Genomic DNA, 17701 nt, shown 5'->3' with positions numbered 1-17701 from the left:
ATTCACAAAAAATTTCGCCACATTTAGAGGAACTAAGTTGGAAGACTATACACAAGTAAAATCAGTACTGTTCGTTTGCATGGGCAATATATGCCGTTCTCCAAGCGCAGAAGCTGTTTTTAGACATAAAGCCCAAGAGAAAGGGGTTTCGCTTAATGTGGATTCTGCAGGAACTGTTGGTGCACATGCTAAAGAAAAGCCAGATCATCGAGCACAAAAAGTGGGTGTTGAACGTGGTTACTCATTTGATGGTATTAAGGCGCGTAAAGTTACCGAAAAAGATTTCGAGGATTTCGATCTTATCCTAGCGATGGACAATGATAATCTAGATTATTTGTTAGCGCTGGCTCCAGAGCATTTAAAAAACAAAGCTATGTTATTTTTAGACTTTTCATTCAACCATGAAGAGTCTGAGGTGCCAGATCCTTATTATGGTGGCGCTAATGGTTTTCGTTTTGTATTAGATTTAGTGGAAGATGCCAGTGATGGCTTATTAGAAAAAATCAAACACGCGTAGTTATTTATATTACGAAAATAAGTGTGTGATAATATCCCTTATAGAAAATAGAAAACAGAAAACAGAAAAATAAAAAGGATAAAGCAACAATGCTTTATCCTTTTTTATTAACGAACTGCAATTTGTTAATTGTTTTTTTGCGCTAAAAGCTCAAAAAGAAATAATTATTCTGTAATGACTTGATAAATAGTTACAGATCCACTTACTTCATTACCAATAATCAGCAAGGGCATACCACTTGGGCTTTGCTCACTAGAAACAAACTTGATACTTTCAGGGCCAAGATCACCAGCGCTTTCAATCATAGTACAATCCATGCCTTCATTAGGATCACAGGGGTTATCTAAATCATCATCTAATTCGTAATCAATATCGAAATCACGATTATTATAATGAGCTGAGAAAGTGACATTAAATGGGTTAGTGACATCATAAACAAAGAGATCACCTGAGCGCTCTAAGCCAATAAAACTGTACATTCGGCCATTAATCTCACCAACAGCAATTGCTTCAGGCTCACCACCTTTATCGTCAGAACGGTTGTCACCTTTGTTTTCTGTATGCGTCGAATTAAAGTCACTGCCTAATACAGCCGCTGAAATTTTTTCAAAATCATCGCCTGAATCGTAAACAAGGTTAGCGCTCTGATCCCAAATTGAAAATGAGCGGGCGCCATAAGCATAAAGCGCTTCATAAACGCCATCATTATCAGCATCACCTAAAGCAGTAGTTACTTTTAAGCGACCAAGACCATCACTTCCGCCGCTAGCATCATAAATAGCTTGTAATTCAGGTGATAGTGCTTTGTTGAGTTCGTCTGGGTCTATAATATCTTCTACACGTACTTCTTCAGAGTAACCATCATAATCACGTGCATCACCTTCATTTGCTGAAAGTATAAAAGTTGCTCCATTCCATTGATAAGACGTTATGGTATCTGGCTGGTACATGCCATATAAACCGTTAACATGTTGAAAGTCAGCAATTTCATCTTTGTTGGTAAAATCAATTTCATAATCTGACCAGTCTTTAAAACCTAACGGTTTAATTTCAATGGTGCCATCATCAAGGTTAATGATGCCTATTGCGTTATTCTCTTGTAAGGCTACAAAAGCCGTTTTACTGTCATCACTAACGGTAATGTATTCAGGCTCTAAACTTTGAGCTAAGTTGGTTCCATCAGGGCCTGCAAGCTTTAACCCTGCGCTTTTTAATAATGCCGTACGCTTTTCATCGGTATCAAAGTCTTCATCACTGAGTAAATCGCTACTAAACGTGATATCGGTAGTTAAATTAATCGTCTCACTTAAATCTGCTGGTATTGAATCTGTTAAGTTAATTACGGATATTGAGCCCTCAGGATCAATAGTGTAATCACTGTTAGGCTCACCTTCGTTAGCAACTAACACTTTCATGCCATCAGGTGTGAAAGTAAGCATATCAGGTAAGGCGCCAACTTTTACGCCTTTAACAAAAGTTCCAACACCTTGTGCATCTAAAGTATAAAATAACACAACACCAGGCTGTGTTTTATCTGTAGCTTCAACGGCTATAGCCAGAGTGTCTTCGAAAATAGCAATAGAATTTGCTGCCCCTAAACTGATTGTTTCTGTAAGATTGTTAGCGCCTTCAACATCAACTTCATCTAGATAAGTAAATGCGACAGATGACAAGCTTGTATCTGAAACAGGGCTGGCAACTTCAGTTGTTGCAATATTTACTAAGTTAATAACTTCTATCTGATTTGTCGCACTATTTACTGCAAACGCAGAGTTTGATGTTTCATGGAATTGAACAATTTCTGCTGCACTTTTACCGGCAATTTCACTGCCTCCTGCGCTGAATCGACCAACAACCTCAACTCGAACATTTTGTATAGCATCTACGCCATCAGCCCCTTGCTGTCCCTGAATACCCTGAGCGCCTTGCTCACCGGTAAGGCCTGTGGTACCAGTTTCCCCATCATCGCCATCAAATTGACAAGCTGATAATAGTGAGGCAATAGATAATGCAATAATTGATTTTTTCAGTGTGTTTATAGACATACTAATCCTACTTATAATTATGAGTGTAAAAATAAAACTCATGAAGTGTAGAAGTCAGGTATGACGCTTTTATGTCATTGAAATTAAAATAATATTACAAAAGTAAATACTATGACTTGAAATATTATGTGATGTGGCAAGATACAGAAGAGGAAAAGTGTTCACTCTCGTTTTTTAATGAAGAGATTTCTTTGTTGGAGTTAACGAAAGAACTAACCCTCAAGCTCAATTCTTACAAAAATGGTTGTTAAAATGAGCGAGAGAGATTGAATACTTGGTATCGCGTTACCGTTTCTTTACGGCATCCGCTAGTAATTCGAGAATGTCATTGCTAACATCAAGATTGACACATGCATCAGTAATACTCTGGCCATAGACAAGTGGTTTGTCAGGAGTTACCGATTGATTTCCAGCTTCAATAAAGCTTTCAATCATCACGCCAAATATGCTTTCTTCCCCTTGGCTAATTTGTTCTGCTAGTGAACGAGCTACGTCAATTTGTTTGTTATGATCTTTGTAACTATTACCGTGGCTGCAATCAACCATTATACTTTCTTTTAAGTTACTTTGAGCAAGTTGATTGCTGGCATCATTAATATCTTCTACATGATAATTAGGCACTTTTCCGCCACGTAAAATTACATGTGCAAATGGATTACCGTGAGTTCTATAGATACACATTTGTCCACTCTTATCAGGAGAATATAATACATGGGGCACACTTGAGGCTTTAATCGCATCAAGTGCGATTTTCACATTACCATCGGTACCATTTTTAAATCCTACAGGACAGGAAAGTGCCGAAGCTAATTCTCTATGTACTTGGCTTTCTGTCGTTCTAGCGCCTATCGCGCCCCAACTGATTAAGTCAGATATATATTGGCCGGTGACCATATCTAAAAACTCTGTGCCTGCAGGCAAACCCATTTCGTTAATATCAAGTAATAGCTGACGAGCGAGGTTTAACCCTTTAGCGACGTTAAATGATTTATCTAAGTCAGGATCACTAATTAATCCTTTCCAACCTACGGTTGTACGTGGTTTTTCAAAATACACACGCATAACTATCAGTAACTCATTACTGTATTTATCCCGTAATAGTTTTAATCGCTTAGCATAATCAATTGCAGCATCGGTATCATGAATCGAGCAAGGACCAATAATGACTAATAAGCGTTTATCTTCACCGCTAATTATGGCTTCAATGTCTTGTCGACTTTGCATAATAAAGTCAGCGGTATCTTGACTTAGCGGGATTTGTTCAGCAAGTTGAGCAGGAGACACTAAGTTTTCAATTAAACTAGTGCGTAATTCATCTGTTTTTATCGTCATGTCTTCATTAACTTTGTTGGCTTATGCATATATGAATTAGTAGTCATAGGCATAATCTAAATTATCGCGCTAACATAGCTAAATTCCTCACTAATGTGAACTGTTTTGTACACATGAATTTATATAACGTTAAAGTGAAGCAACGTTCAATGAAGATCTAGCATTAAACCTATAGAAGTTATTTTGGCTAAACGCGTATTGTTTTAATTAGAAGTTGTAATATTGGCAAACTTTGCCTGGCACACTTTTGCTAAGTCAATTGGAGATATTGCTATTTCAAGCCCTCGTCTACCACCACTCACATAGATGATTTTACACTCTTTAGCACTGGTATCTACTATTGTGGTTAATTGTTTTTTTTGGCCTAAAGGGCTGATACCACCTAAAATGTAACCTGTTGTTACCTCAGCTAGTTTTGAATCAGCCATTTTCAGTTTTTTTACTTGTAATACTTTTGCTAGCAATTTTAAGTTCAATTGAAATTTCACTGGAACAACTGCAACTGATAGGTTATTTTTTTCACAACACACTATTAAGGTTTTAAATACTTGCTTAGCATTTAGTGATAATTTCTCAATTACTTCTAAACCAAATGAAGATGCATTCGAGTCATGTTGGTATTGGTATAGTTCAAAGTGGATACCTTGTTGCTCTAGTTGTTTAGTTGCTGGTGTCATTGATATGTCATGTAAAACGATAATCTTTAATGGTTTATTTATCGTAATGAGGTAGAATTATCAACCTATTCTTTTATCACTCGTTTTTGTCATGCGTATTATTCACACCTCAGACTGGCACCTAGGTCAATATTTTTATGGTAAAAGCCGTGCAAACGAGCATCAACATTTTTTTAAGTGGTTATTAACGCAAGTAAAAACTCATCAGGTTGATGCTATTATTGTTGCTGGAGATGTGTTTGATACCGCAACGCCGCCAAGTTATGCAAGACAAATGTATTTCCACTTTATCAGTGAACTACAATCACTAAACTGCCAGTTGATTGTTTTAGCGGGTAACCATGATTCCGTCAGTATGTTGGCAGAATCACAAAGTCTTTTAGCCTCTTTATCAACTCGCGTTATTGCCAGTGTAACTGACCCTAATCAACTTGATAATTTATCCGAACAAGTATTTACGATAAACGATCATCAAAATCAGCCCAAAGCAGTTATCTGTGCCGTGCCCTTTATTCGACCTCGAGACGTCGTTAAGAGTAAAGTAGGGCAATCAGCAACAGATAAGCGCAAAGCGTTGCAACAAGCGATAGTCGAGCATTATCAAACTTTATTTAAGCATGCTCAGATACTTGCGACAAAGCAAGATAGCAGTAACTACAGATTACCTATCATAGCAACGGGCCATTTAACGGCGTTGGGCGTTACTGCATCAGATTCAGTTAGAGATATATACATAGGCACGCTTGAAGCACTGCCTAGTAGTGCATTTCCAAATGCTGACTATATTGCACTCGGTCATATTCATCGGGCACAAAAAGTCGCTAAAACCGAGCATATTCGATATAGCGGTTCACCTATTGCGCTGAGTTTTGATGAAGCTAAACAAACCAAACGCGTGCTAATGGTTGATTTTGCGCAGGGCGAACTTGAATGCGTCACAGAATTGAGTATTCCTTGTTTTCAACCTTTAGCTATGGTGAAAACGTCCATCGAAGGCTTACAAGCTGAAATTGAAGACGTGGTAAATACCTTAGCCATTGATGAGAAAACAATGAAAATATGGCTAGATATTGAATTATCTGATGCAAATCTTTTAAGCGACTTACAAAGTAAAATAGATAATATAATTGAAGACTTTCCTGTAGAAGCACTTCTGGTAAGAAGATCAAAACAGGTTAGAGATCGTTTGCAATTAACGCATCAGCAAGATCAAAGCACATTAAATGAATTAACGTTAGATGAGGTTTTTGCCGCACGTTTAAAACTTGAGCCTGATTTTAATGAAAGTGAACAGAGTGTTCCAAGTAATTCAGTCAAGAAAAGCAAAAAACAAACTTTACAAACCTTGTTCAAGCAAACGGCTGAACAAGTATTAGCGCGTGATCATGAGCTTGACGAATCACAAGCGTCAACTTCATTAGCAAAGGATGACGGCTAATGAGAATTTTACGCTTACGTTTTGAAAACATTAATGCGTTAAAAAATGCATGGCAGTTAGATTTTACCCAAGAACCTTTTGATACTAATGGGTTATTTGCTATTACAGGGGCAACTGGTGCTGGTAAAACAACTATTTTAGATGCCATTTGTTTAGCGCTTTATCACCAAACACCACGATTAACTATTTCCAAAAAACAAAATCAATTAATGACTCGGTTCACGGCTCACTGCATGGCGGAAGTTGAGTTTGAAGTGAAAGGGCAAGGTTATCGGGCATTTTGGAGTCAAAAACGTGCGCGAAATAAACTTGACGGTAATTTATTAGAGCCAACAGCTGAACTTGCCTTGATTGATGGCACTATTTTGGCAGAAAAGCTCAAGGTTGTCCGAAGTAAAGTCGCAGAAATAACCGGTTTAGATTTTTCTCGTTTTAGAAAGTCTATGATGTTATCTCAAGGGGAGTTCGCCGCTTTTTTAAATGCTCAGCCAAATGAAAGAGCACAATTGTTAGAGCAACTCACTGGCACTCAAGTATATGGGGATATTTCAAAACGAGTTTTTGAAAACCATAAGTCGGCTGAAAAATCTTTACAACTTATACAAGCAAAAGCACAAGGTGTGAACTTATTATCTGAGCAAGCTTTAACTGAGTTACAAACACAACAAGCAGAGTTAGTGAAAAATGATCAGCAACTACAGCAAGTTCAGGCATGTTATCAAGCGTTAAAAGAACTGAAATTAACAGATCTGAATCACAACAAACTGGTAGAGCAGAGTGTTTTAATCCAAGGGCAAGTCTCGAAAGTTCAACAGCAAGCAACTGATAGTAAAAAGGTTATTGAAGCTTGTTTAGACGATCAAACTAAACAACAAGCTGAGCATACTAGTATTGAAACTAAGCTGAATAACGATATTTTACCGCTAGAAACTTATATAACCAATTTGAACGTGCAACTTGATGAAAAAACAATTCATGTTAAACAGCAACAACAACTTAATGCGAAGTTAGCAAAAGAACTAGAGGATATTCAGCAGCAACAAGCACAGTTAACTAAAGAAGCGACTTTTCTACAAGCTTATATCAATGAGAATCAAATCTTAGCAAGTGTAAAAGATAAACTTCCGCTATGGCAGAGCCAAGAAATTCAGTTAAGGCAAATGCAAGAGAAGCTTAATGAGAAAAATCAACAGCTAAGGTTAAATCAAAATGAATATCAAAACTTACTTGCTGAGCAGAGTAATCAACAAGTGTTATTTAGTGGCCATCAACAAGAGCATGTCAAACTCGTTGAGCAAGGGGAAACATTATCATTAGAAAATGAACAGCTTATTCTTGAGTATAGCGATTTGTTAGCGGTATTCGGGTTAAGCTCAAATCAAATAACTATTGAAGCTCTTAGTAGCATATTAAATACTAGCCAACAGTTACAGTATGTGAATTCTCAAGCGTTACAACTCTCTAAACGCTATCAGTTAATCGAATTAGAGCAAAAGCAATTAGCGATAAGAAAAGATCAACTTTTAACAACTATAGAAGATACACAAAGGCAGCTTTTACAATTGCGCCAGCAGTTTAGCCAAATAAAACAGCAAAAACTTGATGTTGAAACCTTAATTGCACAACAGCAAACGATCATGGCATTAAGTGACCACAGAGATAATTTGCAAGCTGAGCAACCTTGCCCCTTATGTGGTTCAACTGAACACCCTGCAATTAGTGAATATCAAGCTATCAGTGTTGACGAGCATCAAGAGAGATTGAAAGATATAGTTCAACAATTATCGCATTTAGAAGAGCAAGGAAAAGAGTTAGCTCAGCAAGAAGGACAGATAAAAGCAGAAATAAATACTAATGATCAAACCGTACAAAGAATCGACGCTGAACAAGGCGAATTATTATTAAGCTTTTCGGCACTTTTTAATGCAGGAACATTAGTTAATGATGACTACAGCATCGATAATTTAGCGTTAATAGAGCAAAGCAATGACCAACATAATGAGCAAGTTAAAGTACTTAATGTGTTTAATGAGAAATTTAGCAGCCTGAACCAACAACGAAGTCAAGTTAGCCAATCATTAAGTAATATGGAGCAATTACTTGCTAAAGATGAGTATCAGAAAAACTTGCTACAAGAAAAGATTGCTTTTGCACATAAAGAAACTGAACAGCTAAAAAATGCTATCGATTCATTAACCGCTGAATATCACACCTTGCAAAAGATACTGATAGATGATGCCCAAGCTTTGCAAATTGTTGAAATAGATAAACCAAATTGGCTCATTAATTTACAACAACAAATTGATGCTTTTGAGCAAAAATCGACACAATTACAAAGCATACAGACTCGTTTATCAGAAGTTGAAAAAGCATCTGTACTAGCTGACTCTCAATCAAAACAAGCTATTAGTCAATTACAAACGCTTGAGCATCAGCAACAGCTATTAATTCAGCAATTAACCGACAATAAAAGGTTACGCGTAACTAGGTTTGCGGCACTTGGTTATGAAAGAGAAGATAGTCAATCTGTTGTTTATATTAGAAAAGTTTTATTTGAGCAAGTTGAATTGCTCAAAACTAAATTATTAGGCTTGCAAGAAGCACATCAAAAGTTAGAAGGCCAATTACAACAGCTTTTAGGACAAAAACAGGGCATAAATGAGCAAATTAACCACTGTGAACAATCTAAAGTCATAGCTGAAAATTCCTTAAGTAAAGCACTAAAATATGTCGAGAATGTTGATTTTGGTATTTGTCGGGAAGCAGAGCGATTAACCGCTAATAACATTGATAATTTTAAAGCATTATTAGAAAGTGAAATTAATATCAGCCTTGAAGGATTAGCGCAGCAAAGTAAACAGCAACAAAGAGCGTTAGGACAAGTTCAACAAGCAATTATTCATGATCAAGAAAACAAAACTCAACAACAATTACTGTTAGCTCAAATTGAAACGGAACAAATTGCTGTTGATGATCTTGCTTATCTCAATAATTTAATTGGATCTGCAGACGGGGCAAAGTTTAGAAAATTTGCCCAAAGTCTCACTTTAAATCATCTTGTTTATTTGGCTAATGAACAACTGAATAAATTGCACGGTCGTTATCAATTACAGTGTCAGCAAAACGAAAGCCTAAGTTTAGAGGTTCTCGATACATGGCAAGGTGATAGTGTTCGAGATACAAAAACACTTTCTGGTGGTGAAAGTTTTTTAGTTAGTTTGGCGCTAGCTTTAGCACTATCTGATTTAGTGAGTAATAAAACCAGTATTGATTCTCTATTTTTAGATGAAGGCTTTGGCACTTTAGATAATGAAACGTTAGAGATCGCCCTAGATGCCTTAGATAACCTTAATGCCAGCGGTAAAATGATTGGTATTATCAGCCATGTTGAAGCGTTAAAAGAGCGTATAGCAGTACAGGTGAAAGTTAAAAAACAAAGTGGTCTAGGTATGAGTTGCTTAGAAGATCAATTTAAGTTTATCGCTGACTAAAGTAAAAACGCTTCAAAATTAAAAGGAATACTATTGGATACTTGGGTCTATTTCACCTTGCTTGCTGCTACTATGCAAGCTGTAAGAACTGCTGGGCAGAAGCAGTTATCTGGCAAGTTAAACGCTATGGCAACAACGTCGGTACGCTATGTTTATGCTTTACCGTTTGCTTGGCTTTATTTATGGTGGATACTTGATTTTCGAGAAGTAACAACGCCTACACTTAATCCTGATTTTTTAACTTATGCGTTAATCGCCTGCGTTACGCAAATTATCGGAACCGCTTGTTTAGTTGCCGCTTTTCGATTTAAAAACTTTGCCGTCGCTACAAGCCTTGCAAAAACTGAAGCAATTCAGGTGGCTATTGTTGGCGCCATATTTTTTGCTGCGCCATTAAGCTTCTTAGGTTGGTTTAGCGTTTTAATTGGTGTCGTTGGGGTGTTTTTTGTCTCTAAAGTGAAGTTTACTTTAAAAGATGTACTGGCAGGCTCAGATGCAATGACTGGTTTGTCATTTGGTTTAGGTGCAGGTTTAGGATTAGCCATAACTACGTTGTTGATCAGAGAGTCTAGTTTAGCCTTGAACAGTGATTTAATGGTAAGTGCTGCGGTTACTTTGGTATTTATGATCACAGTGCAATCTGTTATTTCACTCATATATGTTTATTTTCAAGATAAAAAACAGCTCACTTTAATGTTAACTCATTGGCGGTTATGTTTATTTGTTGGAATCACCAGTGTATTAGGCTCTATTGGCTGGTTTACAGGGGCAAGTTTTCAAACAGCAGCCTACGTAAAAGCTTTGGGGCAAGTTGAGTTTTTTATCACTTTGGCACTGACTTATCGTTTGTTCAAAGAAAAAATAACCGCAATAGAATATGTAGGAATGTTTTTCATTGTATTAAGTGTTGTTATTTTATTACTTTGGGCATAAATACGAATACTTTAATGTTAAACTGAACAGCAATATTGATAACCTAGACGCAAATTTAAAGAGAAAAAAATGAAAATAGCAGATAAAACCGTCGTGCAATTCCATTATGTTTTGAAAGATGAAGCAGGACAAGAGCTAGAAAGTTCAAAAGATAATGATCCAATGGCTTATTTACATGGTGCAAATAATACCCTTGCAGGTTTAGAAAAAGCGCTAACAGATAAAGAAGCAGGTGATAAGTTTAGCGTCACGTTACAGCCTGAAGACGCTTACGGTGAACGTCAAGAAGATATGGTTCAACGTGTTCCAGTTAAACACTTGCAAGGTTTACCGAGTAAAAATGCGAAATGGAAAGCAGGCATGGTTGCCGTTGTTCAAACAGAACAAGGTCAACGTCAAGTTACGGTGGTTAAAACAGGTAAATTTATGGTTACTGTTGATATTAATCCACCACTTGCAGGTAAAGTGATTACTTTTGATATAGAAGTTATTGATGTACGTGCTGCCACAGATGAAGAAATAGAGCATGGGCATGCACATGGTGTTGGTGGACATCAGCACTAGTTGACGAAAAAAATATAGCTGTTAAGGTGTTAGCAGCTATATTTTATTATTTATCTCACCTTTTGTTACAAAACAACGAGAAACAATTGCTGAGAAACAACGAGTAACACCATGATGACTATAAAAAAAACAACCTCATTTAACGTATTAAAAACTTCTCTACTAACTGCCAGTTTACTTTCTTCATTTCATTTATTTGCACAAACACAAGTCATTCATGCAGGCACTTTATTACAAGTAGCTGGTGAAAAGCCTACAGCTAATCAAAGCCTCGTTATTAAAGACGGTAAAATTGTTAGTATACAAAAAGGTTTTATAAAGCCAGATAAAGTGGCAAAAGGTGCCGAACTTATCGACTTATCCTCAAGCTTTGTTATGGCAGGTTTAATGGATATGCATGTACATTTACAAGGTGAATTAGGCCCTAAAAATGATAGCCAGTCACTTCGTATGTCTGATTCAGATGTTTTGATGAATAGTGCCTTTAATGCCAAGAAAACTTTAATGGCAGGTTTTACTACGGTACGTGATCTTGGTGCTAGCGCAGAGCAAATTTTTGCTCTGCGTGATGGTATAGCTAAAGGTTGGGTAGAAGGCCCACGAATTATAGCAGCAGGAAATACCGTTTCAGTTACTGGTGGTCATGGTGATGTTGATGGTTTAAGTCCTGATATTCTTGAAATGCGTACTAGTAAAGTTATTTGTGATGGTCCTTATGACTGTAGAAGAGCAACAAGACATGCGATTAAGTTTGGCGCTGATGTAATAAAAATTACCTCAACGGGCGGTGTGTTGTCTGATACTAATACGGGTACTGGTCAGCAAATGGCAGATGATGAGCTAAAAGAAGTCGTTGCCGCAGCACATGCATTAGGACGGAAAGTAACAAGTCATGCGCATGCCGCTGATGGCATTAACGCGGCACTTCGTGCTGGGGTTGATAGTATAGAGCACGGCAGTTATGCCAATGATGAAAGCATTGCTTTATTTAAAAAGTCTGGCGCTTATTTAGTACCAACGTTAATGGCAGGGGATACTGTTGTTGGGTTAGCAAAAACAACTAATTTTATGTCTGATGCCATTAAAGCAAAAGCCATTCGAGTTGGCGCTGATATGACTGCCAACTTTAAACACTCATTTAAATCAGGTGTAAAAATCGCTTATGGCACGGATAGTGGTGTTTCCCCTCACGGTAATAATGGTAAAGAAGGTGTTTTAATGGCACAAGCGGGTATGAAAAATAGTGAGATATTAAAATCTGCTACTATTCATGCGGCTGATCTTATTGGTATGTCGAATAGTTTAGGGACGATAGAAGAAGGGAAAATCGCTGATATTATTGCTTTTGACGGTAATCCATTAAATCATATTGAAGAGTTGTTAGATGTTGATTTTGTTATGAAGGGCGGTAATGTTGTCAAAAAGTAAGGCCAAGGGCTAGCCTAATTTGTAGCATAAGATTGTTTCATATCTTTGAGCAATTTTGAGCTTTTATTCTTTGATGAGTTTTTCGTACTCAATGAAAGCTTTTAAATAAATTTGTTTAAAAGCTTTTACTCTCCAACTGACATTTAAATGTAGGTTATTTAATGAAATCAATATTTATTCTTATCACCATACTTTTGTCTTTAAGTCACACACCAGCAATAGCCGACGAAAAGCTTCAATATCAAGACATTGTTAAACAGCACAAAGGCAGTGTTGTTTACCTCGACTTTTGGGCGTCTTGGTGCTCGCCTTGTCGGCAGTCATTCCCTTGGCTCAATAAAATGCAAGTAAAGTATGCAGATAAAGGCTTTAAAGTCATTAGCGTTAATTTAGACGCAGATAGAACGCTAGCTCAACAATTTTTGAAAGAAACACCAGCCAATTTTACTGTTTTATATAACCCTAAGGGTTCACTGGCAAAAGAATTAAAAATTAAGGGTATGCCAAGCAGTTTTATTATTAATGCCAAAGGTGTCATTGTTAGTAGTCATGTTGGTTTTACTGCCAATAAAAAAGAAAAATATGAGCAAGAAATAAAGCAGTTACTACAGATTGCTGAAAAAGATACTGCTTTAGATGGGGAATAGAATCATTGCTTTGCTTTAAGTATCAGTCAAAAACTTAAGTCAGAATTTTTGTGAGCAACACAAGTAACGTTTAAAAAGAGTTTTCTATTGAAAAACGCTAATGAGGTGGAGTTTGCCGCTTTAATCAATCAGGTTTACAAGTGTACAGCTTGCGCAGAGTCTTTACCGTTAACACCTAAACCCATTATTCAAATGTCGACTAACGCGAAAATATTAATTGCTGGGCAAGCTCCGGGGTTACGAGCTCATAATGCGGGTTTACCTTTTGATGATCCCAGTGGGGATCGACTGCGCGAATGGTTAGGTTTAAGTAGGTGTGAGTTTTATGATCCTGAACTTGTAGCTATTTTACCTATAGGGTTTTGTTTTCCTGGTACAGGAAAATCAGGTGATTTACCACCACGCATCGAGTGTGCAGCTTTGTGGCGCGAACAGCTTCTTAGCTTTCTTGATAAAGTTGAATTAATCATTGTGTTAGGAAAATATGCTCACCAGTATCATTTTGGGAGAAAAGCCGCTTCTGTCACGGCTTTAGTGAAATCATGGCAAGAGTATTGGCCTGGCATTGTTCCGCTGCCACATCCTAGCCCTCGTAATAACCGATGGCTAGCTAAAAATCCTTGGTTTGAAATTAAGTTATTACCCGTGCTTCAGCAACGAGTGTCAATATTAAAAAAGGAATTGTTTAAATAAAAACGGGAAGAGTTAAGGTTTTTATATGAAGTTATTTGATTTTTAGCGGCGTTCAGTTAGCACTATTCGTGAATGTCGATATCAATATTAGTCACAGGAATTGAGCAACACGTTAAAATTTCACCTTCACCTATGAAAGCTAAAGGTGAAATTGGATAATCAACTTCACCTTTAGTTAACTTACACCGGCATGCTCCGCAAAAGCCATCTCTGCAATGATAATGGCTTTCTATACCTTCGCGTTCTAGGGCATTCAGTATATTTTTGTCTTGCTCAAGAAAGTCAATTTCACGACCTTCAACAAGGATTTTTTTTGACATTACAAATCAAAATCATCGAAGTCGTCAGCTTCTACACTTGAATCGACCTGACCAACTAAATAGCTTGATATTTCAGTCTCTTGAGGAGCTACTTGCACGTTATCACTAACTAAATAAGCGTTCATCCAAGGTAACGGGTTACTTTTGATGTTGAATGGTGCGTCAAAACCAATAGCGGCTAAACGTTGATTTGAAATGTATTCAATATATTGATTTAAAATTTCTGCATTTAAGCCAATCATTGAACCATCTTTAAATAAGTATTCTGCCCACTCTTTTTCTTGATCAACAACATCGAGGAAAATTTGTAAACCTTGGTCACGCATTTCCTCACTGATCTCTTTCATTTCGGGATCATCATTACCATTCATCCAGTTATTAAGAATGTGCTGAGTTCCTGTTAGATGAAGTGCTTCATCACGGGCAATAAGCTTGATGATTTTTGCATTGCCTTCTAATAGTTCTCGCTCAGCAAAAGCAAATGAACAAGCAAAACTGACATAAAAACGAATCGCTTCCAATGCATTTACAGAGCAAATGGCTAAGAATAAGCGCTCTTTTAATTTACGCGTGCTCACTTCAAAGTTAGTGCCATTAATGTCATAACTACCTTCGCCTTGAGACTGTAATAATTGCGTAGTTAAAATAACATCATCAAAGTATTTCGCGATACTGGTTGCGCGCTTTAAAATGGCAGGGTTAACAACAATATCGTCAAATACTTCACCGGGTTCAGTGAATAAATTACGGAGAATATGAGTATATGAACGAGAGTGAATCGTTTCACTAAATGCCCATGTTTCTACCCAAGTTTCTACTTCTGGTAAAGACACTAGCGGTAATAATACTGCATTTACTGAACGTGCAGCCATTGAATCGAGTAGCGTTTGATATTTTAAGTTTGAAATGAAGATATGTCTTTCAGAATGAGTCAAACTCTGCCAATCAGCTCGGTCTTTCGAAACATCAACTTCTTCAGGTCGCCAAAAGAAAGATAATTGCTTTTCAATAAGCTTTTCAAAAGCGCTGTATCGTTGTTGGTCGTAGCGAGAAACATTAACACTGTTGCCTAAAAACATAGGCTCTAATAAAGCGTTGTTAGGCGTTTGATTAAACGTGGTGTACGTCATTGGTTGTATTTCCTTAGTATGTCACACTTTGGTTGTGACAATGAGCCTAGTGGTATCGCTAGGCTCAGTATTTATTATTAATGAGTTTGTTTTTATTCTTATTATGTTGAATCAGCTGAACGGCTAGATTTTACAAGCACCACCGGCACAACCATCATCTTCAACTTCGACATCATCACTGGCGCCATCACGGGTGTTGTGATAGTACATGGTTTTAACACCAAGTTTATAAGCCGTTAAAATATCTTTTAAGATTTGTTTAACAGGCACTTTGCCACCTTCAAACTTAGAAGGGTCGTAATTGGTATTGGCTGAGATAGTTTGATCGACAAACTTTTGCATAATACCAACAATCTCTAAGTAACCATCATTGCTTGGTATATTCCATAGTAGCTCATAGTTATGCTTCAGTTTTTGATACTCAGGTACTACTTGCTTTAAAATTCCGTCTTTACTTGCTTTAACGCTGATTAATCCACGCGGTGGCTCAATACCATTAGTCGCGTTAGATATTTGCGAAGACGTTTCTGAAGGCATTAAGGCCGAAACAGTTGAGTTGCGCACACCATATTCTTGAATGCTCTTACGTAAAGATTCCCAATCTAGATGTAGTGGCTCGCCGGTAATATCGTCGATTGTCTTTTTATAAGTATCAATGGGTAATATCCCTTGAGAAAGACGGGTTTCATTGAATTTAGGACAAGCACCTTGCTCTTTAGCCAGTAAATTCGTGGCTTTTAATAAATAGTATTGAATAGCTTCAAAGGTTTTATGTGTTAAATTATTGGCACTACCGTTCGAATAATACAAACCATTTTTAGCTAAATAATAAGCATAATTAATAACACCTATACCTAAAGTTCTACGCGCTAAACTAGCATTTTTGGCTGCCGGAATAGGGTAGTCTTGATAGTCTAATAAACTGTCCAGTGCACGCACTGCTAAATCGGCTAAACCTTCTAGCTCATCTAATGAATCTATAGCACCTAAGTTGAATGCAGATAAAGTACACAGGGCAATTTCACCATTTTCATCGTTCACTTCATCCATCGGCTTAGTTGGTAAAGCGATTTCTAAACATAAGTTACTTTGACGAATAGGTGCAACACTAGGGTCGAATGGACTGTGAGTATTACAGTGATCAACGTTTTGTAAGTATATACGGCCTGTACTTGCACGCTCTTGAGCAAACAAAGTAAATAGCTCTATAGCTTTAATACGCTTTTTACGAATAGAGTCATCATTTTCATACTGTACGTAAAGCTGTTCAAATTTTTCTTGATCTTCAAAGAATGCATCATAAAGGCCAGGGACATCACTTGGACTGAATAAGGTAATAGAACCGCCCTTGATTAAGCGCTGATACATTAATTTATTAAATTGTACACCGTAATCTAAATGGCGAACGCGGTTTTCTTCAACACCACGGTTATTTTTAAGTACTAACAAACTTTCAACTTCTAAATGCCAAAGTGGATAGAATAGGGTGGCAGCGCCGCCACGTACACCACCTTGAGAACAGCTTTTAACAGCTGTTTGAAAGTGTTTATAAAATGGAATACAACCTGTGTGAAATGCTTCACCGTTACGAATGCTACTACCTAAAGCACGAATTCTTCCTGCATTAACACCGATACCAGCGCGTTGAGAGACATACTTAACTATGGCACTTGATGCGGCATTAATTGAATCTAAAGAATCATCACATTCGATTAATACACATGATGAGAATTGACGTGTCGGGGTACGTACGCCAGCCATAATAGGTGTAGGTAATGAAATTTTAAATGTTGATATCGCGTTATAAAACCCTTCAACATATTTTAATCGTGTTTCTTTAGGGTATTTAGCAAATAAACAAGCAGCAACCAATATGTAAAGGAATTGCGCACTTTCGTATATATCACCATTAACACGGTTTTGAACTAAATATTTTCCTTCAAGCTGCTTTACTGCCGCATAGCTGAAATCAAGATCACGGCTATGATCTAAAAACAGTGACATATGCTCAAAGTCGCTTTCACTGTAGTCAGCTAATAAGTGTTGATCATATTTACCAGCTTCAACTAATTTAACAACGTGATCATATAACCTTGGTGGCTCAAATTGGCCGTAGGCTTTTTTACGCAAATGGAATATCGCAAGCCTTGCAGCTAAATATTGATAATCAGGGCTTTCTTCAGAAATCAAATCAGCAGCAGACTTGATTATTGTTTCGTGAATATCTTCGGTTTTAATACCATCATAAAATTGGATATGAGATTTCAGTTCTACTTGAGAAACGGATACCTCTTCTAGACCTTCAGCTGCCCAAGCTATTACTTGGTGGATTTTTTCGAGGTTGATAGGTTCTTTTTCGCCATTACGCTTAGTAACAAAAAGATTATTATTCATGAAAGACCTGTGATAAAAATTGTTATTATTTTGTTCTTTAGTCCAAGAAAGTGGTGTGGAAAAACACACAATTAAATAACTAAAGATACCCC

General features: G+C 37.1%; 14 protein-coding genes. 8 read left to right on the top strand and 6 right to left on the bottom strand.

What is annotated here, in order from left to right; all coding sequences use genetic code 11:
• Positions 1-37 precede the first annotated feature (37 nt).
• Complete coding sequence (locus AC27GZ_RS11090; RefSeq protein WP_487095106.1) at positions 38-517, top strand: low molecular weight protein-tyrosine-phosphatase; 480 nt, start codon at positions 38-40, stop codon at positions 515-517.
• Positions 518-681: 164 nt separating this feature from the next.
• Here the strand turns inward: AC27GZ_RS11090 and AC27GZ_RS11085 are convergent, their stop codons facing one another.
• From AC27GZ_RS11085 to ybaK, 3 genes are all read right to left on the bottom strand, one after another.
• Positions 682-2562 carry a choice-of-anchor I family protein gene (locus AC27GZ_RS11085; RefSeq protein WP_487095105.1) on the bottom strand — a complete coding sequence of 627 codons (1881 nt, stop codon included), beginning with the start codon at positions 2560-2562 and terminating at the stop codon, positions 682-684.
• A gap of 285 nt (positions 2563-2847) precedes the next feature.
• Entirely contained in the window at positions 2848-3894 is a 1047-nt protein-coding gene (locus tag AC27GZ_RS11080; RefSeq protein ID WP_487095104.1) for a 3-deoxy-7-phosphoheptulonate synthase, read from the bottom strand.
• Positions 3895-4097: 203 nt separating this feature from the next.
• Positions 4098-4571, bottom strand: a complete 474-nt coding sequence (ybaK, locus tag AC27GZ_RS11075; protein ID WP_487095102.1) for a Cys-tRNA(Pro) deacylase — start codon at positions 4569-4571, stop codon at positions 4098-4100.
• 91 nt (positions 4572-4662) lie between these two features.
• On the opposite strand from ybaK, the gene sbcD reads away from it, so the two are divergent.
• The 7 genes from sbcD to AC27GZ_RS11040 all read left to right on the top strand — a co-directional run bounded on the left by sbcD (position 4663) and on the right by AC27GZ_RS11040 (position 13765).
• Positions 4663-6009 (top strand): exonuclease subunit SbcD, encoded by a 1347-nt coding sequence (gene sbcD / locus AC27GZ_RS11070; protein WP_487095101.1) that lies wholly within the window; start codon positions 4663-4665, stop codon positions 6007-6009.
• Positions 6009-9500, top strand: coding sequence for an AAA family ATPase (locus AC27GZ_RS11065; protein ID WP_487095100.1), 3492 nt, complete (start codon positions 6009-6011; stop codon positions 9498-9500). Before sbcD ends, AC27GZ_RS11065 begins: the two co-directional genes overlap by 1 nt.
• A 33-nt stretch (positions 9501-9533) precedes the next feature.
• Positions 9534-10433, top strand: a complete 900-nt coding sequence (locus AC27GZ_RS11060; protein ID WP_487095099.1) for a DMT family transporter — start codon at positions 9534-9536, stop codon at positions 10431-10433.
• Between the two features lie 69 nt (positions 10434-10502).
• Entirely contained in the window at positions 10503-10997 is a 495-nt protein-coding gene (locus tag AC27GZ_RS11055; protein WP_487095098.1) for an FKBP-type peptidyl-prolyl cis-trans isomerase, read from the top strand.
• 114 nt (positions 10998-11111) lie between these two features.
• On the top strand, positions 11112-12425 hold the full coding sequence (locus tag AC27GZ_RS11050; RefSeq protein WP_487095265.1) for a metal-dependent hydrolase family protein: 1314 nt from the start codon (positions 11112-11114) through the stop codon (positions 12423-12425).
• 161 nt (positions 12426-12586) lie between these two features.
• Entirely contained in the window at positions 12587-13072 is a 486-nt protein-coding gene (locus AC27GZ_RS11045; protein ID WP_487095097.1) for a TlpA family protein disulfide reductase, read from the top strand.
• Positions 13073-13159: 87 nt separating this feature from the next.
• Positions 13160-13765: a uracil-DNA glycosylase family protein gene (locus tag AC27GZ_RS11040; protein ID WP_487095096.1), complete on the top strand. Its 606-nt coding sequence runs from the start codon at positions 13160-13162 to the stop codon at positions 13763-13765.
• Between the two features lie 62 nt (positions 13766-13827).
• Here AC27GZ_RS11040 and yfaE read toward each other — a convergent pair whose 3' ends face one another.
• The 3 genes from yfaE to nrdA all read right to left on the bottom strand — a co-directional run bounded on the left by yfaE (position 13828) and on the right by nrdA (position 17609).
• The gene (yfaE, locus tag AC27GZ_RS11035; RefSeq protein WP_487095094.1) at positions 13828-14085 is read right to left on the bottom strand and encodes a class I ribonucleotide reductase maintenance protein YfaE; all 258 of its coding nucleotides are present in this window, start codon (positions 14083-14085) and stop codon (positions 13828-13830) included.
• A complete protein-coding gene (gene nrdB / locus AC27GZ_RS11030) occupies positions 14085-15215 on the bottom strand; it encodes a class Ia ribonucleoside-diphosphate reductase subunit beta (protein ID WP_487095092.1) in 1131 nt (376 codons plus the stop codon). The genes yfaE and nrdB overlap by 1 nt, the downstream gene beginning before the upstream one ends.
• A gap of 123 nt (positions 15216-15338) precedes the next feature.
• Positions 15339-17609: a class 1a ribonucleoside-diphosphate reductase subunit alpha gene (nrdA, locus tag AC27GZ_RS11025; RefSeq protein ID WP_487095090.1), complete on the bottom strand. Its 2271-nt coding sequence runs from the start codon at positions 17607-17609 to the stop codon at positions 15339-15341.
• Between the last annotated feature and the right edge of the window lie 92 nt (positions 17610-17701).

This window comes from Colwellia sp. SU-HH00943 (assembly GCF_057546125.1).
Note: the sequence above shows the minus strand (reverse complement) of the source record. Positions and strands in the feature narration are given on the sequence as shown.